20 protein-coding genes are annotated in these 22093 nt (G+C 67.0%); all 20 read left to right on the top strand.

Annotation, left to right across the window (positions count from 1 at the left end; genetic code table 11):
- The first annotated feature begins 84 nt into the window (after window positions 1-84).
- The 20 genes from AB7290_RS12435 to AB7290_RS12340 all read left to right on the top strand — a co-directional run bounded on the left by AB7290_RS12435 (window position 85) and on the right by AB7290_RS12340 (window position 22076).
- On the top strand, window positions 85-867 hold the full coding sequence (locus tag AB7290_RS12435; RefSeq protein ID WP_283017234.1) for a LuxR C-terminal-related transcriptional regulator: 783 nt from the start codon (window positions 85-87) through the stop codon (window positions 865-867).
- A gap of 244 nt (window positions 868-1111) precedes the next feature.
- Window positions 1112-1480, top strand: coding sequence for a hypothetical protein (locus AB7290_RS12430; RefSeq protein WP_283017235.1), 369 nt, complete (start codon window positions 1112-1114; stop codon window positions 1478-1480).
- 36 nt (window positions 1481-1516) lie between these two features.
- Complete coding sequence (locus tag AB7290_RS12425; RefSeq protein WP_063981961.1) at window positions 1517-3037, top strand: phage tail sheath family protein; 1521 nt, start codon at window positions 1517-1519, stop codon at window positions 3035-3037.
- A gap of 24 nt (window positions 3038-3061) precedes the next feature.
- Window positions 3062-3586, top strand: a complete 525-nt coding sequence (locus AB7290_RS12420; protein ID WP_283017236.1) for a phage tail protein — start codon at window positions 3062-3064, stop codon at window positions 3584-3586.
- A gap of 8 nt (window positions 3587-3594) precedes the next feature.
- Complete coding sequence (locus AB7290_RS12415; protein ID WP_441253444.1) at window positions 3595-4299, top strand: hypothetical protein; 705 nt, start codon at window positions 3595-3597, stop codon at window positions 4297-4299.
- On the top strand, window positions 4296-4943 hold the full coding sequence (locus AB7290_RS12410; RefSeq protein WP_283017238.1) for a hypothetical protein: 648 nt from the start codon (window positions 4296-4298) through the stop codon (window positions 4941-4943). The genes AB7290_RS12415 and AB7290_RS12410 overlap by 4 nt, the downstream gene beginning before the upstream one ends.
- A complete protein-coding gene (locus tag AB7290_RS12405; RefSeq protein ID WP_441253443.1) occupies window positions 4940-6289 on the top strand; it encodes a DUF4255 domain-containing protein in 1350 nt (449 codons plus the stop codon). The genes AB7290_RS12410 and AB7290_RS12405 overlap by 4 nt, the downstream gene beginning before the upstream one ends.
- The gene (locus tag AB7290_RS12400; protein WP_441253442.1) at window positions 6286-8250 is read left to right on the top strand and encodes an ATP-binding protein; all 1965 of its coding nucleotides are present in this window, start codon (window positions 6286-6288) and stop codon (window positions 8248-8250) included. The genes AB7290_RS12405 and AB7290_RS12400 overlap by 4 nt, the downstream gene beginning before the upstream one ends.
- Window positions 8247-8480, top strand: a complete 234-nt coding sequence (locus AB7290_RS12395) for a hypothetical protein (protein WP_354114048.1) — start codon at window positions 8247-8249, stop codon at window positions 8478-8480. The genes AB7290_RS12400 and AB7290_RS12395 overlap by 4 nt, the downstream gene beginning before the upstream one ends.
- Complete coding sequence (locus AB7290_RS12390) at window positions 8477-10837, top strand: eCIS core domain-containing protein (RefSeq protein ID WP_441253441.1); 2361 nt, start codon at window positions 8477-8479, stop codon at window positions 10835-10837. Before AB7290_RS12395 ends, AB7290_RS12390 begins: the two co-directional genes overlap by 4 nt.
- A gap of 3 nt (window positions 10838-10840) precedes the next feature.
- Entirely contained in the window at window positions 10841-11389 is a 549-nt protein-coding gene (locus tag AB7290_RS12385) for a hypothetical protein (RefSeq protein ID WP_441253440.1), read from the top strand.
- Window positions 11386-12051, top strand: a complete 666-nt coding sequence (locus AB7290_RS12380) for a hypothetical protein (RefSeq protein ID WP_441253439.1) — start codon at window positions 11386-11388, stop codon at window positions 12049-12051. The genes AB7290_RS12385 and AB7290_RS12380 overlap by 4 nt, the downstream gene beginning before the upstream one ends.
- Window positions 12052-12062: 11 nt before the next feature.
- Window positions 12063-12413 carry a Base plate wedge protein 53 gene (locus AB7290_RS12375; protein WP_441253438.1) on the top strand — a complete coding sequence of 117 codons (351 nt, stop codon included), beginning with the start codon at window positions 12063-12065 and terminating at the stop codon, window positions 12411-12413.
- Between the two features lie 14 nt (window positions 12414-12427).
- On the top strand, window positions 12428-13558 hold the full coding sequence (locus AB7290_RS12370; RefSeq protein ID WP_441253437.1) for a hypothetical protein: 1131 nt from the start codon (window positions 12428-12430) through the stop codon (window positions 13556-13558).
- Window positions 13555-14067, top strand: a complete 513-nt coding sequence (locus AB7290_RS12365) for a phage baseplate assembly protein V (protein WP_441253436.1) — start codon at window positions 13555-13557, stop codon at window positions 14065-14067. The genes AB7290_RS12370 and AB7290_RS12365 overlap by 4 nt, the downstream gene beginning before the upstream one ends.
- Window positions 14068-14076: 9 nt before the next feature.
- Complete coding sequence (locus AB7290_RS12360; RefSeq protein WP_247303523.1) at window positions 14077-14391, top strand: hypothetical protein; 315 nt, start codon at window positions 14077-14079, stop codon at window positions 14389-14391.
- A gap of 11 nt (window positions 14392-14402) precedes the next feature.
- Window positions 14403-14771: a GPW/gp25 family protein gene (locus AB7290_RS12355; RefSeq protein WP_441253435.1), complete on the top strand. Its 369-nt coding sequence runs from the start codon at window positions 14403-14405 to the stop codon at window positions 14769-14771.
- Window positions 14768-17314, top strand: coding sequence for a putative baseplate assembly protein (locus AB7290_RS12350; protein ID WP_441253434.1), 2547 nt, complete (start codon window positions 14768-14770; stop codon window positions 17312-17314). Before AB7290_RS12355 ends, AB7290_RS12350 begins: the two co-directional genes overlap by 4 nt.
- Window positions 17311-19950 (top strand): putative baseplate assembly protein, encoded by a 2640-nt coding sequence (locus tag AB7290_RS12345; RefSeq protein WP_441253433.1) that lies wholly within the window; start codon window positions 17311-17313, stop codon window positions 19948-19950. Before AB7290_RS12350 ends, AB7290_RS12345 begins: the two co-directional genes overlap by 4 nt.
- Window positions 19947-22076 carry a hypothetical protein gene (locus AB7290_RS12340; protein WP_441253432.1) on the top strand — a complete coding sequence of 710 codons (2130 nt, stop codon included), beginning with the start codon at window positions 19947-19949 and terminating at the stop codon, window positions 22074-22076. Before AB7290_RS12345 ends, AB7290_RS12340 begins: the two co-directional genes overlap by 4 nt.
- Window positions 22077-22093: the final 17 nt, after the last annotated feature.

Below are 22093 nucleotides of genomic sequence, written 5' to 3'. Positions count from 1 at the left end.
TAAATATACAACTTTTTGATCTTGGTGGCCTTCAACTGGGCGCGGCGGCAAACACGGTTGTGAGTTGGCAATCGGGAGGCAGGCATGTCGTCCAATGCGTCATTTTCGGCAGGGCGCCACGCCCCGCCGCATTCCCACCTCACCGCTTCGCATGCATCACCGCCGCCCGCCGAGCTGGACGCCGGCAGCCTCATACCCATCAGCCTCTTCATCCTCAGCGACGTGCGCCTGCTCTGCGAAGGCCTCAGTTCCTGCCTGGCCCGGCAGGAATGCTTACGCATCGCCGGACACGGTGATCTTGCGACCCCGCCTGAGCAAGTCGTCGACAGCGGCGCGCAGGTGCTGCTGGTCGACATAGCGACGCCGCAAGGCTTGCAGCAATCGGCAGCCTGCCGCGCCCTGGCGCCGGCGTTGAAGGTCGTCGCCATCGCGGTCGCCGAGGCCGAGCAGGATATCCTGGCTTGCGCGGAGGCCGGTGTGTCCGGCTTCGTGCTGCGCGAGGGTTCGATCAGCGACGTCGTCGCCGCCGTCCATAACGCGATGCGCGACGAGCTCGTGTGCTCGCCCAAGGTCGCCGCCGCCCTGTTCGGCCGCCTCGCGCTACTCTCTGCGCGGACCGTCACGCGAGAGGCGGCCGCCGGCGTCGACACGCTGACACCTCGCGAGCACGAGATCATTCGCTTCGTCGGCGAAGGGCTGTCAAACAAAGAGATCGCACGAGCCTTGCGGATCCGCAATTCGACCGTGAAGAACCACATGCATAACGTGCTCAGCAAATTGCAGATTCGCCGGCGCGGCGAGATCAGCAAGCATCTGCACGCGAACGGCGCGCTCGCGTCTGCATCGTCGCGGATCCAGACCCGCTAGACCTTTCGGACTAGATCCTCCGAGCCGTTACGGGCCGGCATCGCGCGCGAAGCCGCCATGTCGCGGTGCATCGCGCGCCCGTTTCCGTCATCGGGGTCTCACCGCCGCGGGCATGGTCCGGACCATCAACTCCATCCTCGCTAGACCTTTTGGCTCAGTCGCGCCGTCGCGCCTTGTGCAAGGCTCACCGCAAAGGTGGCCATTGCGACAGAGACGCATCCTCATTGCGGGATTTCCGAGGCTGATGACCGATCTTCTCGAGCATGTCGTCGCGAAAGATCCGGCGTTGTCCGTAGTCGGGACGAGTGACGACGCCAATCTGGCAACGGAAGCACGCCGCACCCGGGCCGACGTTCTCGTGGTGGCACAGAAGGCACCGGACGAGCGCGACAGCCTCGCAAGCCTTCTGCACAGTCGGCCGCGGATGAAGGTCGTCACCATCGTCGCAAGCGGCGAAAGCGGCGCGCTCTACGAGCTGCGGCCGCACCGCACGGCCATCACCGAGATCACGACGCAATCCCTGTCGGAAGCCATTCGGGATCCGCCCGGCCCGAGGCGCAGGCCGCGCCAGCGGCGCGCGCGCCGGCTGGGCAAGACCATCGCCGCGGTCTGACCAAGGAAGACGGACCGCCAAATCACAGGAGCCGACATGCCCTCAGCCCTTCTGCAACCCGGCGTCTATATCGAGGAAATCTCCAGCGGCGTGCGCTCGATCTCGGGCGTGGCGACGTCGATCGCGCTGTTCATCGGCTGGGCGCCGCGCGGCCCCGTTGACCGTGCCGTGCGCATCTCGAGCTTTGCCGACTATGAGCGCGCCTATGGCGGGCTCGACCGCCGCGCCAATCTCGGCTACGCCGTGCGCCAATTCTTCGACAACGGCGGCAGCGACGCCTACGTCGTGCGGATCGCGCTGTTCAATTCGGGAACGCCCGCCAACGACGCGAAGACCGCGACCTGCGCGATCAACGATCTCGGTATCGAGGCGAGTTCGCCGGGTCTGTGGGCCAACTCCTACAGCGTCCGACTGACGCTACGCGCGGACGACAGCACCCGCTTCCGGCTCGACGTCATCGGCCCGTCGCCGAGCACTGACATCGTGGAGACGTTCCAGGACCTGTCGATGAACAAGGCGGATCCGCGCTACGCGCCGAGCGTCGTCAACGGCCGCTCCGCCTTCATGGACAAGCTGACCACGGCGTCAACGACGGTCCCGACCCCGGCCACGAAACCACTTGCGGGCGGAGCCGATGGCACGGTCCTCTCCGCCAATGACGGTCCGTTCGTCAGCGCGATCGATCCGCTGTTCGCGACCGGCGGGATCGTCGATCGTATCGACATCTTCAACCTGGTCTGCGTGCCCGGCCTCACCAACGTCAATTCAACAACCCAGGGCGCACTCGCCAAGCTACAGCAACGCTGCCACGTCCGCCGTGCGTTCCTGATCATCGACAGCCTCCAGAACGAGACCGTCGCCAACATGAGCGGCGCCAACGGCGAGGCCGGCCTGACCGGCTCGGACGGCAATTTCTCCGCGCTGTACTACCCGTGGGTGATGCAGGCCGATCCACTGCAATCCGGCGTCGTGCGCGACTTTCCACCTTGCGGCTTCGTCGCCGGCGTCTACGCCCGGACAGACGCCACGCGCGGGGTCTGGAAGGCGCCGGCCGGCACCGATGCCAGCGTCAACGGCGGCGTCGGCTTCGCGTTGAGCTTGAGCGACGCCGAGAACGGCCAGCTCAATCCGATCGGCGTCAATTGCCTGCGCACACTGCCGGTCTACGGCAACGTGGTCTGGGGCGCGCGCACGCTGCACGGCCAGAACGACCGCGGCTCGGAATGGAAATACGTTCCGGTACGGCGCATGGCGCTGTTCCTGGAGGAGAGCCTCTACCGCGGCACGCAATGGGTGGTGTTCGAGCCCAATGACGAACCGCTCTGGGCACAGATCAGGCTCAACATCGGCGCCTTCCTGCAGGGCCTGTTCCGGCAGGGCGCGTTCCAGGGCCGTTCGCCGCGCGAGGCCTATTTCGTCAAATGCGACCGCGAGAGCACGACGCAGGCCGACATCAATCTCGGCATCGTCAACATCATCGTCGGCTTCGCGCCGCTGAAGCCCGCCGAGTTCGTCGTCATCAAGATCCAGCAGATCGCCGGCGACATTCCAACCTGAGGCAAAGACACCTGAGGCAAGCAAATGGCACAGTTCTCGGTCAATCCGCAGCGCTTCGATCCCTACAAGAACTTCAAGTTCCGCGTGAAATGGGACGGCCGCTACGTCGCCGGCATCAACAAGGTGTCGGCGCTGAAACGCACCACCGAGGTGGTCGAGCACCGCGAGGGCGGCGATCCCTCGACGGGACGCAAGTCGCCCGGCCGCAGCAAGTTCGAGGCGATCACGCTCGATCGCGGTGTCACCCACGACACCGAGTTCGAGAAATGGGCCAACAAGGTCTGGCATTTCGGCGCAGGACTTGGCGCCGAGGTCTCGCTGAAGGATTTCCGCAAGGACATCATCCTCGAGGTCTATAACGAAGCCGGGCAGCTCGCGCTCGCCTACAAGATCTACCGCTGCTGGGTCTCCGAATACCAGTCGCTACCCGATCTCGACGCCAACGCCAATGCGGTGGCGATCCAGCACATCAAGCTGGAGAACGAGGGATGGGAGCGCGATCAAGCCGTCGCCGAGCCGTCCGAGCCCACTTTCACCGATCCAGCCTGAGACCGCTCATGCTCTCCGCCACCGCTCAACGCGAGCAGGACATCCTGGCGCTGTGGGACCGGGCCGCCGGCCGCGCGCAGCGCCAGCGCGACGATGCCCTGTTCGCGGCGGCCGGCGCAGCGCCGACGGACTCGATCGGCACAGGCAATGCCGCGCTGCTGGCCTTGCGCACGCGATTGTTCGGCGCGCCGTGGCGGCTGCGCGCCGCCTGCCCCATTTGCCGCACCGACTGCGAGTTCACGGCGGACAGCGCAGTGCTCGCGGACGGACTTGCACCACCGGCTGACGCCGTGCCGCCGCGTATCACGAACGGGGGCAGCGAGCTGGCGCTGCGGCTGCCGACGCTGTCCGATCTTGCAAGCCTCGCCGCGACCTGCGATTCCGCCGCCGCGGCAAACCTGTTGCTCGCACGCTGCCTCGGTGAGGCGCCGCCGGCTGCGAAGGACATCCTGCACAGGGTCGAGGCCGAGCTCGAACGTTGCGATCCCGGCGCGGTGCTCAGTTTCGCGCTCGACTGCCCCGATTGCGGCCACGCCTGGCAGGCCGTGATCGACATCGCGCCGGCGCTCTGGACCGAGGTGCAGGCAGCGGCCGAGCGTACCCTGCTCGAAGTCGACGCGCTCGCGCGCGAATATGGCTGGAGCGAAGCCGAGGTGCTGGCATTGCCGCACACCCGCCGCGCCGCCTACCTGCAACTTGCGGGCGCGTCATGACGGGCCTCCTGCAAAATCTCGCGCGCATCGGCCGCGGCGAACCGATTCCCGGCGCAGCACGCGTTGCCCTGCCGCCGCGTTTTGCCGCCCCGCCCCGGAACGACGATGCTCCGGTGCACGAGACGACACAGGATGAAAGGCAGACACCGGCATCCTCGCCGGCGGCATTGCCGAACATGACCGGCGCAGACGATCCTGCCACTGGCGTGCAGGCGCCGCAGCGCAGACAAAGGGAGCCGGACAACGAAGGCGCACCGTTGCGTCTCGAGGCCAAGGTCGCTGCTGCCGCACAGCCGCTTCAATCGACCGACGCGCTGTTAAGATCGCCTGTCGATGCCCCTCTGCCTGCCGCCCCGCGCGATCCGCTACGCGGCAGACAGCCGCGTGACACGGTTTTGCGCGAAACGCCCCGCCCCCGAAACGAGGCTGTAACACCGCCGGCGCTTCCGCTCGGCCAGACCGTGCTCGCCGGCCAGGCGCAGCGCCGACGCGAGACACCGCCGGTGATCAAGGTGACGATCGACCGCATCGACATCCGCTCGCCGGAGCCCCCACGCGCGGCACGCGCCGTCAAGCCCGCACCAAAGCCGTCGGTGTCGCTGTCCGACTATCTGCGCCGCCCTGGACCTGGAGGCCGCGCATGAGCTCGCCGCTCGCAATCGGCGCGGTCAGCGCAGTCCTGCGCAACCTGCTCGACAACGGGCTGATCGAGGCCGGGCCCGCGGTCGGTGGGACGGTGAACGTCAGTGCTGTTGCGCCCGACACGATCGACCTCAGCAGCGCAGAAGAGCAGCCGCGGCTCAATCTGTTCCTGCATCAGGTGACGCCGAACCCGGGCTGGCGCAACCATTCCCTGCCGTCGCGGTCCTCGACCAGCGGCGAGCGACTGACCAACGCGCCGCTCGCGCTCGACCTGCACTATCTGCTGACGGCCTACGCGCGGGTCGACTGCCAGGCCGAGATCCTGCTCGGCTATGGCATGCATCTGTTGCACGAGCGCCCGGTGCTTGATCGCGCCGCCGTGCAGCGCGCGCTCAATCCCAATCCGCTCGACGTCGCGATGCTGCCGCCGGCGTTCCAGGCGCTCGCTGCCGCCGACCTCGCCGATCAGGCCGAGTTGATCAAGATCACGCCGGCTGTGATGGGGCCGGAGGAGATGTCACGACTATGGGCGGCCATCCAGTCGCATTACCGGCCGACGGCCGCCTATGTGGTGTCGGTGGTGCTGATCGAAGCCACGAAGCCCGCAGTCTCGCCGCTGCCGGTGCTGTCGCGCGGGATCATCGATCCCGCCACCAAGCGCGACCGCGGCGTCGTCGTCAATCCCGACACATTGCCTCCGTTGCCGACGCTGTTTGCGGCGACGCCGCAGAAGAAGCAGGCCGGCGCGCGGCTCGGCGAGCCCGTGGCGCTCTCCGGCATTCGCCTCAGCGGCAGCAATTTTCATGTGCGGCTGGCGCACCCGCTATTTCCAGCTCCTTTTGAACTGGTGCCGGGCGCCCCCAACGACGACGGCACCGAGCTCACCGTGATGCTGCCGAACGATGCCGCCGCGCAGGCAGCGCTCGCGCCGGGGCAATGGAGCCTCACGCTGCGCCTGCTGCCGGCCGGCGAAGCCAATGAGCGCGAGACCAACGCGGTGGCCCTGGTCATCGCCCCAGCACTGGTCATTGCAGCCGATGCCGGACTTTCGCTGCCTGCGGCGACCGTGCTGCGCAAGACTGCGCCGCTGCGCGTCACGGCCACCCTGTTCTCGCGGCCGCAGGTGCAGCCGCGGCAGCGCGCGAGCCTCGTCCTCGGCACGGCGGAAGCCACCGCCAAGCCGCGCAGCGCGGCCACCGATCCGCTGGTGTTCGACTTCCCCGCGACGCTTGCCGCTGGGGCCTATCCGGCGCGGTTGCGCATCGACGGCGTCGACAGTCTCCTGCTCGATCTCAGCGGCGATGCGCCCGCTTTCGATGCCTCGCAAACCCTGAGCGTGCCGCCATGAACATGCACGACAGACCGCAAGCGCAGCCGGGGCTCGATTGGGCCAGCCGCAACCAGCAATGGCTGGCGGCGCAGTTCGCTGCGCTGCGCCTGCGCCTCGCACGGCAGTTGCGCGATACATCGGCCAACGCCGAGCCGCCTCCGCCGGAATGCGGCGATGATTTCGAGCCCGCGCTCGACGCGCTGACAAAGCTGTTCGGCCTGTCGGCGTTCGAGCGCGACGTCGTGCTGCTCGCGGCCGGCGTCGAGCTCGACAGCGCACTGCGTCGCCTCGTCGGCGTGGCGATGGCGCAAGCGCCCGAAGCCATCGCGAGCACGCAGCCGACGTTCAATTTCGCCATGCAGATGCTGACTGAGCCACATTGGGATGCGCTCTCGCCGCTCCGGCCGTTGCGGCGCTGGCACCTGATCGCATGCGAGGGCCGCGAGGCGCCGCCGCGCCGTCCGATCCAGATCGACGAGCGCGTGCTGCACTACCTGACCGGCGTCGCCGCGATGGATGCCCGCCTGATCGGGCTCGTTCGCTGCGAGCCGGTCGGATCCATCGAGCCCGATGCACCACAGGCGAACACGATCGCGCACGCGCTCGGCACGGGCGCGGCCGCCCTGGCCACCCTGGGTCACGCTCGCGGCGAGATCGAGCCGCAGCGCGACCTCGCGCGCGCCGCGCTCGCCTGCCTCGGTGCGAACGGCCTGTGGTTGCACGCCCGCGACCTGCCGCACGATCCGCGCGAGCTCGCCGAGATCGCCCGTCTGCTCGACCGCGAGGCCGCCCTCTCGGATGCCATCATCGCGCTCGAGCTCGACCGTCCGATCGAGGCGGCGGATGGCGAGGCGCATGCGATGACGCTGATCGCCCATCTGATGGGACCCGCGATCGTGCTCAACGCGCCGGAACCGGCCCGCTTGTCGCGATTGCGGCAGCGCCGCATGCTGCGGCTCCAGGTCGCCGATGCCCCGGCCGCCGCGCGGCAGGTCGCGGCCTTGCGCGGGCTTACGCGCGAGCAGGCAGCCGCGCTGCGCCCGGCGCTGCGGCAGTTCGACGTCCCCGCCGCCGACCTGCGCCTCGTGGTCACCGAAGCCCTCGCCGAGACACAGGGCGATCCCGCTCGGCTCGGGCCGGCGGTATGGCGGCTCTGCCGCGCCGCGGTGCACGGCGGGCTTGACGCGTTGGCGCAGCGGATCGACAGCCGCGTTGGCTTCGACGACCTGGTCGCGCCACCGGTGGTGACCGCGCAGCTCCGCGTCATCGCGAATGAATTGCAGCACCGGCCGCGCGTCCATGGCGACTGGGGCTTTGCCGCGCATAACGGCCGCGGGCTCGGAACCGCCGCGCTGTTCGCCGGCGAATCCGGCACCGGCAAGACCTACGCGGCCGAAGCGATCGCAAGCGCGGCCGGGCTTGATCTCTACCGCATCGATCTTGCCAGCGTGGTCAGCAAATATATCGGCGAGACCGAGAAGAATCTGAGCCGGCTGTTCGAGGCCGCGGAGACCAGTGGCGCCATCCTGCTGTTCGACGAGGCCGATGCGCTGTTCGGCAAGCGCAGCGAGGTGCGCGACAGCCATGACCGCTTCGCTAATATCGAGATCGCCTACCTCTTGCAGCGGATCGAGACCTATCGCGGGCTCGTGATCCTCACCACCAACATGAAGAGCGCGCTCGACCGCGCCTTCCTGCGCCGCATCCGCTACGTGGTCCAGTTCCCCTACCCTGACGCCGCCGCGCGCGAAACACTGTGGCGCATGCAGTTCCCCGCCGATGCACCGCTCGGCGAGGTGGATTTCGCAGGCCTCGCCAGACTGCAACTGACCGGCGGCAACATCCGCGCCATCGCGCTCAACGCCGCCTTCCTGGCCGCCGCCGGCGGCGGCGAACGGATCGAGCAGGACGCGATCAACGCCGCGGTGCGTGCGGAGTTCGCCAAGCTCGAGCGGCCTTGGCCGGGAGTCGGGCCATGAAACATGCCGGCATCGATATCCGGATTGGACGTCTCGTCGTCGATGCGTCGCGACATTCCGAAGCTGCGGGACTTGCCGACGCAATCGGACAGGCCTTGCAACAGCGGCTCACGGGGTCCGCCAACGAGGCGAGCGCCGCCCATGCCGAGGCGCCGCGCGCGGTCGCCGATCGGATCGCGGCACGATTGACCACGACATCCGGCGCCGACGCTCCGCGAGGCAAGCCATGACCGTGCATGCCGCACCAAAGGCAGTGCCGAAGCAATCCTCGCCTGCCCATGCGCCTTCGCTCGAGCTTCGTCCGGCCCGCGACCGTTTCGAAAGCGAAGCCGAGCACGCGGCCGAGAACGCCCTGCGGCCATCGCAGCCGGCTGGTCCGGCCCCGGTGCTGTCGCCGCTTCCACGCTCTGCTGGCACGACGGGACAGGCCGCGCCGGCCGCGGTATCCGAGGTGGTCGGATCGGCCGGCTCGCCACTCGGCGCTCCGACGCGCGAGACGATGGAACGTCAATTCCGCTCCGACTTCAGCCATGTGCGGATCCACACCGACCCGCAGGCCGCAGCCTCAGCCCGTGCGATCCGCGCAACCGCCTATACCGCGGGCGCCCACATCGTGTTCGATGACGGCGCATACAATCCGCAAAGCCCACATGGCCGGCACATTCTGGCGCACGAGCTCGCCCATGTCGTGCAGCAGCGCGGCGCGACCGTGCCGCCGGCGGCGGTGCAGCGGCTCGCCTGGTACGAATCGATCGCCGTGTTTTTCGGCGCCGAGGGCAATTTCGGCGACAAGGAGCTGCTCGCCTATCTCGACAAGATCACCAAGTCCGCAGCGATCGAAGGCAGCTTCGACAGCGACAACAAGGCGCGGGCGATCGTCCGTCGGTGGAAGGCAAGCCAGGCCGAGTTCAAGCTCGATCCACTGCAAAAGGCGCTGTTGATCCTGGAGATGCAGGACGGCCCCACACTCGATGACGACGAGAACGCCATCCTCGACCTGCTCGAGCTGAGCGATATCGCCGCACTGAGGATCATGTTCGGTTCAGGCAAACTCAGCGTCACCGAGCTCGAATCCGACATCGACGGCGCCGAGTACAAGAGGTTGAAGCGCTTCTTCGCAGCCCGCTTTCGCGGCGGCCGCGACGCGCTCGCCAAGGGCGACGTCGAACCGCAGGGCGAACCGGGCAAGGGCGCGCCGACCTTCGCCTACGATACCATGGCCATCAAGATCCGGATTGCGACGGCGACAAATGACGAGGAGATCGCCGCCGTCGCGGCCGAGGTGTTCGCTCTCGATCCGCCCGTGCGAGAGAAGGCGGCACAGGAGCTCGGCCGGGAGCGCAGCGATCTGGCCCGTCGGCTCGACGACATCGGCGAGCAGGCCGAAGCCGAAAGCGACCCGGCGAAGAAGGACGCACTGAAGAAGAAGGCCGGAGCCACGAAGAGGATCCTCAAGAATTACGACGTCTTCCTTCAACGTGTTTTCCGCGACGTGACGCTCATCACCGGCGCCGGCGACTTGTCAAAGACGGCCGCTCCGGGTGCCGCGCAGAAAGCCGATATTCCAAAGGCGTTGAAGCCCGACGTCAAGGTGGACTCCGGCGGCGTCGCGCTGCCGTTCGACAACTCCCCCGCAGGAAAGACGGCATATGACAACGCCATCCGCGCCATGATGCCAGATCTGATCCAGCGCTATTGGGACGAGATGGTCAAGGACAAGGGTACCACCGAGCACGGCGACCCGACGAAGGTGCATGCGCTCGCTGAATTCGAACGGATCGGCAAGGCGAGCAAGGACGAAACCGACAAGGTCTTCGGCGCCTACTACGATAAATCGAAACATCCGGAACTGAAGGCCGATACAGCCTTCACACGCGGCAGCATCCATGATCTGTTCGCCGACACCGAAGCTGATCTCGCTGGCATGGACAGCATCGAAAAGAGGAAGATGGCGAAGGCCCTCGTACTCTACTTCTTCCAGTCGGACCGCGACATACGTGCGGCCAACCGGAAATTGAACGCTTCGCCGCAGTTCGATTCCAGCAATAATCCGGTAGGCGATGAGGCGATTATCCTCGACAAGATTGCTGACGACTTCACGAGCACCGACGCGCAGGTCGACAAGCTGAACGAGATAGACCGTGGCTGGGACGCGTCCGCCAGCTTCGGCAACATCAACATCCAGATCTTCAAGAAGGATGATCTTGTCGATGACCGGGACTTCCTGTGGGACATGTTCCAGACATTGATCCACGAATACATTCACACGCTGCGGACCACGGAATACGACACGTTCGCCAGCACTTTCGGGGATGGTTCCAACGAGAACAACACGCTGATCGAAGGCGTCGATTCGCTGTTCGACGAGATCGTCTGGGAAAATGTCGCGCCGAGGGTCAACGACTCCAGGCTGCGCGAGGCGGTCGAGGGCCCCGCCTATGCAAAGCTGAAGCCAATTACGGTGAAACCAGCCTCGCGCCGACGCTACGCCTCGTATGCCGAGGCCGTGAAGCTCGTCAACATCGTCGGTATCCGCAATCTTTACGCCGCCTATTTCCAGGGCGACGTCGCGAAGATCGGAGCTTGAGCCATGCAGGCCACCCCCACCACGGTACCCGCCCTGTCAGCGCTACAGTCCTTCGCCCGCCGTGATCTGCGCGCTTTCGCAGGCCTCGTCGAGCAGACCTCCCTCAACGACGTCGCCGCCGTGTTCGATGTCGATCGATCCTCGCACGGCCAAGGTCTTCTTGGCAGCGCCAGGCACCAGACCAATTGGTTCAGTGCCGCGGCCGGAGGCTTTGCACGCGGCATGCGGGTATGGGCGGAAGGCGACGTCGTCATCTTGATCGACGCGACCAATGTCGATCTCCTCGAGCCGCTGTCATCGCTGCTTGGCTGGCTCGGCGAGCCGGAGACGAAGCTTAACTCGTTCCAGGGAACGTTCGAAGTCGAGAGCAACGAGTATGTCTATGTAAAGCGGGGTCTTACGCTCTACGTCGACCGCGCCATCGAAACGCCGCTTCGGATCGCGGCATTCACGCCATGTGGCCTGGAGCGCTATCAGCGCGACCTTCGGCTCGATCTTCGACAGAAGCGGCTGCCGCCATCGCGTGGTCCGTCGCAGGACGATTCGCCATGACCGGCCTCACCTCGTCCCCAAAACTGATCAAGGGCGGCCTCGTGGTGCTGGCGCCGGGCGGCGGCACGGTGCGACGGCAGATCGCGCTCCAGTACAATCCGGACACGCTGAGCCGCAGCTACCAGGTGCAGGGCACCGGCGGCGACGGTTCGGCCGGCGGGCGGGCGCAACCGTTCCGGCTGAAAGGGCCCGCAATCGAGACCATCAAGCTCGACGCCGAGATCGACGCCACCGACCAGCTCGCCGATCCTGACGCGCATGCCAACGCTGTCGCCTTCGGCATCGCGCCGCAGCTCGCGGTGCTCGAGGCTCTGGTCAACCCGAGCGTCGAGGATCTGCTCGGCATCGCAAGCCAGGCCGATGGCGGCACGCTCGAGATCCTGCCGCCGGAGGCGCCGCTCACCTTGTTCGTCTGGAGCAAGAACCGGGTCGCGCCGGTGCGCGTCGCCGAGTTCTCCATCGTCGAGGAAGCGTTCGATCCTGCACTCAACCCGATCCGCGCAAAAGTCTCGCTCGGCCTGCATGTGATGAGCACGGACGATCTCGGCTTCTCGCACCGCGGCGGCACCATCTTCCTCAATTACCTGCGCAACCGCGAGACGCTTGCCAGCCTGACCGGCGGCGCCTCGCTGGCCTCGCTTGGTCTTTCCAGTCTGCCCTGACGGAGCACATGATGTCCTCGGATCCCGTCCAGATGCTGATCGATGCCGGTGCGTTTCCGGACAACAGTTTTCCGCCGAACAGCCGCTATCATGGCACCGCGATCGGGCGGCTCAAGCGCAGCGCCGACGATCCCGGTGTCGCCTATGTGCTGCGCCGCTTCATCCCCCAGGCGCGCGATATCGGCATCGCCGGCGAACACATCGTCAATGCCGGCGAACGGCCCGACACGCTCGCCTCCGCAACGCTTGGCGACCCCGAACTGTATTGGCGGATCGCCGACGCCAATGTCGTGACCGATCCGCTCGAACTCACCGACACGCCCGGTGAGCGCGTGCAGATCCCGCGCCCGAACGGGCTTTAGGGAGACGATTTCCGATGATGCAAGGCGGCGTCCAGCTATCTCTCCAGATCGGTCCGGCGCCGGTGCCGGCGCCGCGCGAGGTGCTGGAGACGCTGACCCATGCCAAGATCGAGATCGGATCGGGCGATGCACAGAGCGGATTCGAGCTCACTTTCGACCTGCCGGTCCGCTCGCCGCTGCGCACTATCTTTCTGCTTGCCGGCGGCGGCGCGCTGCCGCCGTTGCTGCGCGTGGTGCTGATCGTCACCATCAACGGCACGGCCGAATCCATCATCGACGGCATGGTCACCAATGTCGAGACCCAGCCGGGCAGCGGCGGTGTCGGCAAGCTGGTGATCAAGGGCAAGGACATGTCGGCGCTGATGGACATCATCGAGCTGCCCGGCCTGCCCTTCCCGGCGATGCCGCCGTCGGTGCGGGTGCTCGCGATCCTCGCCAAATACGCAGCCCTCGGCGTGATCCCGATGGTGATCCCGAGCGTGCTCGACATCCCGCCGATCCCGGTTCAGCAAATCCCGCAACAGAAGGGCAGCGACTACGCCTACGTTAAGAAGCTCGCGGGCGAAGCCGGCTACGTCTTCTATCTGGAGGCCGGTCCCGCGCCCGGCGCCTCGAAGGCCTATTGGGGACCGGAAATCCGCTTCGGCGCGCCGCAGCCGGCACTCACCACCAACATGGATGCGCTCACCAATGTCGAGGAGATCTCGTTCAACTTCGACAAGGAACGCAAGGTGATGCCGATCGTGTTCTTCCAGGAGGCCAACAGCAAGGCACCGATCCCGGTGCCGATCCCTGACATCACCCCGATGAGCCCGCCGCTCGGCGCGGTGCCGCCGCTGCCGCCGAAGATCGAGAAGCTGAGCAATACCGCGCACCTGTCCGCGCCGCAGGCGCTGATGGCGGGGCTCGCCTATGCCAGCCAGCACAGCGACAGCGTGTTCGGCAGCGGCAAGCTCGACGTCGCCAGATATGGCCGCGTTCTGAAGTCGCGGCAACTGGTTGGCGTGCGCGGCGCAGGCCTCCCGTTCGACGGGCTCTATTACGTCAAGAACGTCACCCACGAGATCGAGCGCGGCTCCTACAAGCAATCGTTCTCGCTCGCACGCAACGCGCTGATCTCGACCGTCCCGCAGGTGCCGACATGAGCGATGCGCCACTTTTCGGAAAGTATCGCGCGGTGGTGATCAACAATATCGATCCGCTGCAGATCGGCCGGATCCAGGTGATGGTGCCCGACGTCGGCGCCGTGATACCGACGAGCTGGGCGATGCCTTGCCTGCCGACCGCAGGCATCAATGCCGGCTTCTTCACGGTGCCGATCATCGGCGCCGGGGTCTGGGTCGAGTTCGAGCGCGGCGACCCCGACTATCCGATCTGGGTCGGCTGCTACTGGGGCAGTGCCGCGGAGGTGCCGGTACTGGCGCACGCAGTGCCACCCGGCGTCCCCGGCATCACCCTGCAAACCCCCTTGAAGAACGGTCTCACCATCAGCGACGTGCCGGGCCCGACCGGCGGCATCCTGATGCAGACCACGACGGGCGCGATGATCTCGGTCAGCGACGTCGGTATCACCATTTCCAACGGCAAAGGCGCGGTCATCACCATGACCGGACCGACCGTCGATGTGAATCTCGGCGCGCTCACCGTGATCTAGGAGACGCACATGCCCGCTCCCGTCTTGCATCTCGGCGCCACCGTGTTGTGCAGCCACGCGGGACAGGCGACGCCGGTCGCGCCGTTCCCGCGTGTAATGCTGTCGGGCCAGCCCGCGGTCAATCTCACCAGCCCCTACGCGATCGCGGCCTGCTCGCTCACCGGCTCGGCGCCGCCTTGCGTCACGGCGCAGATGGTGGTGGGCGCGGCGCGGGTGATGATCGGCGGCGCACCAGCCGCGACCATGATGGGGCAATCCGTCTGCACGCCGACGGGCACGCCGATGCTGCCCGTCGTGGCGCAGACGCGCGTGCTGGCAACCTGAGGGGGAACGGCGTGAGCGAATTCGACTTCCCCTATCATTTCGACGACCAGGGCCGCACGGCGACGACCGGGCGCCCCGATCACATCCGCGACCTGATCGAGCAGGTGCTGTTCACGATGCAGGGCGAGCGGGTGATGCGGCCGGATTTCGGCGCGGGGCTGCTGGCGCTGGTGTTCGAGCCCAACTCGGTGACGCTCGCCGCGACCACGCAGATGCTGGCCCAGGCCGCGCTGCATCAACACCTCGCACACCTGATCGCCGTGACCTCGGTCGAGGTGATCAACGACGATGCGGTGCTGCGGGTCGAGATCCGCTACGTGGTGCTGGCCGACCGCACCAGCCACGTCGCGAGCTTTGCGGTTCCGGGAGGCGCGGCATGAAGCAACATTGCTGCGATCCGCGCCGGCTCGAGGTGCTCGAGGCCAAGGGCAGCGCCAACGCCATCGCATTCATCGAGGTGCTCGACCTCGCTTCTCCGCCTGGCGCGCCGCGGCAACAGACCCTGCTGGTGCGGCTGCTGCATTCCGGCTTCACGCTCTCGCCGGACAATCTGCGCATCACCGGCGGCGAGCGGATCGCGACCGTTGGCGTGGTCTGGTGTGCGCCGGCCGACGCGCTGCCGGCCGAGGCCGAGCCGGGCCTGGTCGACACCGTCGACGATCTCGCCCGCACGCTGGTCGTCCGGACCGACAGCAGCGGAGATTATTCGATCTACAATTTCGGCATCTTCGCCAATTCCGGCTCGGCCCTGCCGCCGGCCGGGTTCGATCCGAAGCTGTCGGCGATCGACTTCACCTTCAAGGTCGAATGCCCCTCGGACTATGACTGCGCGGACACCGCGCCGTGCCCGCCCGCGCCGCGCTTGAGGCCGGAGATCGACTATCTCGCGCGCGACTATCAGGGTTTTCGCCGGCTGATGCTAGACAGGCTGAGCCTGCTGGTGCCCGGCTGGCAGGAGCGTTCGGCGGCGGATCTCGGCGTGACCCTGGTCGAGCTGCTCGCTTATGCCGCCGACAACCTCGCCTATCGCCAGGATGCGGTCGCCAACGAAGCCTATCTCGCCACCGCGCGGCAGCGCATCTCGGTGCGGCGCCATGCGAGGCTGGTCGACTATCATTTGCACGAGGGCTGCAACGCCCGCGCCTTCGTGCATTTCGACGTGAATGGGCAGAAAATCGCGCTGCCGAAGGGCATGCAGCTGCTAACCCGTGTGCCGGGCCTCGGCGCGGCGCTGACGCCGGGCTCGCGCGAATTGAACGACGCGATCGACGGTGGCGCCGAGGTGTTCGAAACGGTCGCGCCAGCCGAGTTGGACCAGCAACAGAACAGTCTCACGTTCTATGCCTGGGGCAACAACGGATGCTGCCTGCCCCGCGGCACCACGCGTGCGACGTTGCGCGGCCACATTGATACGCTCGCTATCGGCGATATCCTGATCTTCGAGGAGGTGATCAGCCCAACGACGTTGTCTGCCGCCGATGCCGATCCCGGCCATCGCTGGGCGGTGCGGCTGACCGAGAGGACCCTTAGGAGCGATCCGTCGGGCGGGCTGTTCGACGAGCCTCCGGTCGACGGCCCGGTCGACGTCACCGAGATCGCCTGGAGCGAGGCCGACGCGCTGCCCTTCCCGCTTTGCCTGACGGTGGAGAGCCGCCCCGAGCTCGCGATCAGTGTTGCGCGCGGCAATATCGTGCTCGTCGATCACGGCCGCTCGCTGCCGCCCGAACAGCTCGGCGTGATGCCGCGCGCTAGCCTGAAGCAGGCATCGCGCGCGCCGGGCAATTGCTGCACCTCGTCCCCGGACGTCATGCTGCCGCCGCGCTTCCGCCCGGTGCTGGCAAACAGCCCGTTGACGCAATCCTTCGATCTCGGCGCGCTGCTCGCCGTTCCCGTCAGCAACGACAAGCCGTGGTGGGCGGCCAGCACATTTTCGCTCTTGTCGCCGCGCGACGCCACGCCTGCCATCGTCGATCTCACGGGACAAGTCGCCGGCATCACCGAGCACTGGCTGCCGCGACGCGACCTCATCGACAGCGCCGGCAACGCGCCGCATGTCGTGGTCGAGATCGACAACCACGGCGAGGCCTTGCTGCGGTTCGGTGACGGCCTGCTCGGCAAGCGCCCGGCCGAAGACACCGCATTCACGGCGACCTACCGGATCGGCAACGGCACATCCGGAAATGTCGGCGCCGAAGCCATCGCCCACATCGTCAGCACCACGGACGGCGTGTTCGCGACCGTACGCAATCCGCTTCCCGCATCCGGCGGCGTCGAGCCCGAGGACATCGAAGCCGCGCGCCGCGATGCCCCACAGGCGTTCCGTACCCAGGAGCGCGCGGTGACGGCGGCCGACTACGCCGCCGCCAGTGAGCGACGCGCCGACGTGCAGCGCGCGGCCGCAACGTTCCGCTGGACCGGAAGCTGGCACACCGTGTTCGTGACGCCCGACCGCTTCGGCGGCGGCGTAGTCGACGCGCCCTTCGCTACGCAACTGCGCAACCATCTCGAGCGGTTCAGGATGGCCGGCTACGACCTCGACGTACGGCCGCCACGCTATGTCCCGCTCGATGTCACACTGCATGTCTGCGTCAAGCCAGACTATTTCCGCGCCGATGTCGCGCAGGCCGTGCGGACGGTGCTGTCGAGCGCGGTGCTGCCCGATGGCACGCTCGGCCTGTTCCATCCCGACAATTTCACCTTCGGCGATCCCGTCTATCTCAGCCGCATCATCGCGGCCGCACAAGCGGTCGAGGGTGTCGAGGCGGTGCAGGCGGAAAAATTCCAGCGGCTGATCTCGCCGCTCGCGACCTCGCTGGATGACGAGGTGATCCCGATCGGAAGCCTCGAGATCGCGCAGCTCGCCAATAATCCGAGTTTCCGCGAGCGCGGCCGGCTCATCATCGAGGCGGGAGGCGGCAAATGACGCTACCGGTCCCAACCATCAAGCCTCATGCCCTGCCTGCCGGCAGCGAGAGCTGCGGCTGCTGCGCCGGTGTCGAAGCAGAGACGCCGCAAGGCATCTCGAACCGCTACGGCCTCTCCGCCATCGCCTACCGCGTCGGCGACTACGCCCAGTTCCGCGACAGCTTGCACGCCGCGCTGTCCTCGGCGGCGTTCGCACCGCTCGGCAAGCTGCAAAGCCGCGCCGATGACGATTTCACCATCGGCCTGATCGATGCGTTCGCCTGCGCTGCCGACGTGCTCACCTTCTACCAGGAGCGCATCGCCAACGAATCCTATCTCCGCACTGCGCTGGAGCGCGTCTCGCTCCAGGAGATGGGCCGGCTGATCGGCTACCGCCTGCGGCCCGGCGTCGCCGCCGAGACATGGCTCGCCTTCACGCTGGAAACGCCGCCCGCGCCGCCACCAAAACTGTCGCCCGAGCCGGGCAGCTTCGTCACCGGCGTGCCCGCGCAAGTGTCGATCGAGATCGGCACGAAGGTGCAGAGCGTGCCGGGACCGGACGAGAAGCCGCAGACCTTCGAAACGGTCGAGCGACTGGACGCCGCACGGCCGGCCTGGAATGCGATCCGGCCGTGGCTGGCGGAGACACGCCGGCCGGACAAAGGCGACACGGTCATGTACCTTGCCGGCCAGCGCAACAATCTGAAGCCGGGTGATGCGTTGTTGATCGTCGGTGACGCCTTCAATCCCGGTACGGATGACAGCAACTGCGATTTCCGCTTCATCGACAGTGTCGAGCTGCAATCGGATTTCGATCGTACCAAGATCACCTGGCAAGCCGGTCTTTCCGGGGTCACGGCCGCCCAGAACTCGAAGGTCTATGCGCTGCGCAAGCGGGCAGCACCCTTCGGCCACAACGCGCCGATGTGGAAGTCGATGTCGACGGACTTTCGCAACAACTATCCGAGCGGGAGTGACGCGCCGGAGTGGCCCGACTACACGATCTCGCCGATGGGCTCGGCCCAGGGCGGCGGTTTCATTGATCTCGATACGGTCTATTCCGAGGTCCGCGCCGGCGGTTACGTCGTGCTTTCGATGGCAGCCAGGGGCTCCATCCAGGTCATCATCAAGGCCTTCGGCAAGTCGGATGTCATCCTCGATCTCGGCCCGCATCTCGACGTCTACCAGATAGCCGATGCGGACGAGACGTCGCGCGCGGAGTTCGCGCTGGCCGGCAAGGTCACCCGGCTGCAATTGCGCGGCTCCCATTACGACCGCTATCAGGACCAAGTTCGTCGCATCACAGCCTTCGTGCAGTCCGAGCAGCTCGCCCTCGCGCCCTACGCCGTCGATGATGCCGCGACCGGCAACAGCATCCCGGCGGCCGTCAGTGCCGATGGCCTCATTGCAGGGCGACGGCTGATCGTGCGAGGCAATCGCGTCTCCGACGGCCAGGCCGTTGTCGTGCAGGCCAACCTCGTATCCGCCCAGGCTGTCGATGCCGGCCGCTGCATGCTTCAGATCGACCCGCCGCTCGCCGGCAGCCTCGACCGCGGCAGCATCGTGGTTCATGGCAATGTAGTGCCGGCTTCGCATGGCGAGACGGTGACCCAGATCCTCGGCTCGGGCGATGCGGCCCAGCCGTTCCAGCAATTCGAGCTGAAGCAGGTTCCGCTGACCTATCGCGCCGCCGCCAATGAGAGTGGTGCCGCGAGCGAATTGACGCTGCGGGTCGGCGAGATCGCATGGCACGAGCGCGCGACGCTGTTCGGCACAGCCGCGACCGATCGCGTCTTTGCGCTCGATATTGACGAGCAAGGGCGCAATCTCGTGAAATTCGGCGACGGCGCCAGCGGTGCGCGGCTGCCGAGCGGGCTCAACAACGTCCGCGCCACCTACCGCAAGGGCATCGGGGTCGCCGGCAATGTCCGCGCCGAGACGCTGAGCCAACTGCTGTCGCGCCCGCTCGGCCTCAAGGGCGTGAGCAACCCGTTCGCGGCCGAAGGCGGCAACGATCCGGAGCCGGCGGATGCGGCGCGACGCAGCATGCCGCTCGGCGCACGCACGCTCGGCCGCGTCGTGTCCGTCCTTGACTATGAGGATTTTGCCCGCGCCTTCACCGGCATTGCCAAGGCGCAGGCGCAGGTGTTGCAACTGCCGCGCGGAAAGACCATCGCCATCACGATCGCGGGGCCGCTCGGCGCTCCCGTCAATTCGACAAGCCCGGTGTGGACCAATTTGCTCGCTGCGCTGAAGGCCGGCGGCGATCCGCATGTCGCCGTCGTGCTGCTGCCCTACCAGCCCAGTACCTTCCGGATCGGATTGAAGGTCAAGCGCGATCCCGATTTCGACGCCAAGGCCGTGCTCACCGCGGTCGAGGCGGCGCTGCGTGCGCACTTCGCCTTCGACGCGCGTGAGCTCGGCCAGCCAGTGCAGCAATCCGACGTGATCGCGGCGGCACAGTCGGTGCCCGGCGTCGTCGCTGTCGACCTCGTCCAGCTCTATGGCGGCACGGCGCCCTTCGCGCAGACCATTCCCTCGCGCCAGGTCCGGCTGCTCGCCTCGCGGATGCATGTCGACCAGGGCGCGGCGAAGCCGAGCGAGCTGCTGACGCTGAACCCGGCGCCGTTCGACCTCCTGGAGAAGATGGCATGAACAGCCTCACCCCCGAACGGCTCTACAGCCTGCTGCCGACGCTGCACCGGTTGCGCGACGCCGCGCTTGCGGGCGATCCGGCAAAGGCCGGTCCGCTCCAGGCTCTGTTGGCGGCAATTGCGCGCGAGTTCGCCACGCTGGAAGAGTCAATCGACCAGCTCTACGACGACCAGTTCATCGAAACCTGCGCCGAGTGGGTGACGCCTTATATCGGCGATCTCATCGGCTACCGGCCGCTGCGCGGGCTCGGCACCGAGCTGACCTCGCCGCGTGCCGAAGTCGCCGACACCATCGCCTTCCGCCGCCGCAAGGGCACCGCGCTGATGCTGGAAGAGCTCGCGCAGGACGTCACCGGCTGGCCGGCACATGCGGTCGAATTTTTCGAACAGCTCGCCACCACGCAATACATGAAGCACATCCGCCTGCATCCGCCCGCGACCTGCAATCTGCGCGACACTGCGGCGCTGTTCCGGCGCGACGGCGCCTTCAACAGCATCGCGCACACCGCCGAGATGCGGCGGCCGGAAACGGGCGCCGGCCGCTACAACATTCCCAACATCGGCATCTTCCTGTGGCGGCTGTTGTCGCTGTCGCTCACGGCGGTGCCGCTGACGCCTGACGCCAGCGACGCGACCGGCCGGAAATTCCGTCTCAACCCGCTCGGCGCGGACATGCGGCTGTTTCGATTCGCGCAGGCCGAGTCCGACATCTCCCATCTCGCCGAGCCGATCAATGCGCCGGAGCCGCTGTCGGTGCGGCTGATGGCAATGGCGGTGCGCGCCGCACAGGCAACCGCACAGCCGGACGCACAGCGCGAGGACGATTATGGCGACGGCGAGAGCATGGTGTTCTTCACGCCGGGCACTCCGCCCATCCCTGTGCCGACGGCCAAGGTGCGGGTCTGCGATCTCCGCGACATTCTCGATGGCGGCGGCAATGTCATCGGCTGGGCCCATGAGGCGCAGGTGACGGCGGGCACGATCGGCTTCGATCCCGAACGCGGTCGCGTGCTGCTCGGCGATCCCGCCGACGGACCGCTGCTTGCGACATTCCACTACGGCGCTGCGCGGCAGATCGGCGGCGGCGAATATCCGCGCGTGCCCGCCGCGGGCGATATCGGCAACGAGCAGGCAGTCGATGCCGGAGGCGCGTGGCAGGCCAAGCTCAATCTGATCAGGACCGGTGGCCGCCTCATCATCGGCGACAGCCTGACCTACAGGGAGACGCCGACCTTTGTCGTCGACGATGTGACCGGAGATGCCACGCCGCACCATGTCGTGGTCGCCGCGCATGACCAGACCCGCCCCCTGCTGGCGGCGGGCGGCGAGATCACGCTCGACATCGGCGCGCGCGGTCGCCTCACGCTCGACGGGCTCGTGATATCGGGCGGCGCGTTGCGGCTGGCGGCCTTTGCCGATGTCGAGCCGCGGGAGCTGCTGCTGCGCGATTGCACGCTGGTGCCTGGGCTTACCCTGAATGGGGACGGCCGTCCGACCTCGCCGGGCGAGCCGAGCCTGATCATCGAGCATCCCTTCGCCAAAGTGACATTGGAGCGCTGCATCGTCGGCCCGATCCGCGCCGTCACTGATGCCGAGGTAACGCTGACCGACTGCATCATCGATGCCGGCGCGCCGGCGAACGTCGCCTTTGCCGCCGATGCCGCGGGCAGCCCCGGCGCCGAATTGACCGTCGCCCAATGCACCGTCATCGGCAAGGTTCACACGAAACTGTTGAAACTCGCCTCCAACACCATCTTCTTCGCAGAGCTTGGTCCAAAGCCCGCGGAAAAGTGGATCGCGCCGCTCTTGGTCCAGCGTCGCCAGGAAGGTTGCGTCCGCTTCTGCTACGTGCCCGCGGGTTCGATCACGCCGCGGCGCTTCCATTGCGTGCCGAATGACACGGCGCCCACGGCGCTGCCGCTGTTCACCTCGCTGCGCTATGGCGATCCCGGTTACGGGCAGCTGCGCCGCGCCACCAGTCCTGCGATCCGCGCCGGCGGCGACAATGACAGCGAGATCGGCGTTCTCAACGCATTATTCCAGCCGCAGCGCGAGGCCAATCTCAGGCTGCGGCTCGATGAATATCTACGGTTCGGGCTGCACGCGGGCCTGTTCTTCGCGAGTTGACCGAGTGCATCGGAGGC

This window comes from Bradyrhizobium sp. 613_E4_N2_2, from assembly GCF_052075995.1.
GTDB classification, from domain to species: Bacteria; Pseudomonadota; Alphaproteobacteria; order Rhizobiales; family Xanthobacteraceae; genus Bradyrhizobium; species Bradyrhizobium barranii.
The sequence above is the reverse complement of the archived record's forward strand: the minus strand, read 5'-3'. Positions and strand labels throughout refer to the sequence as shown.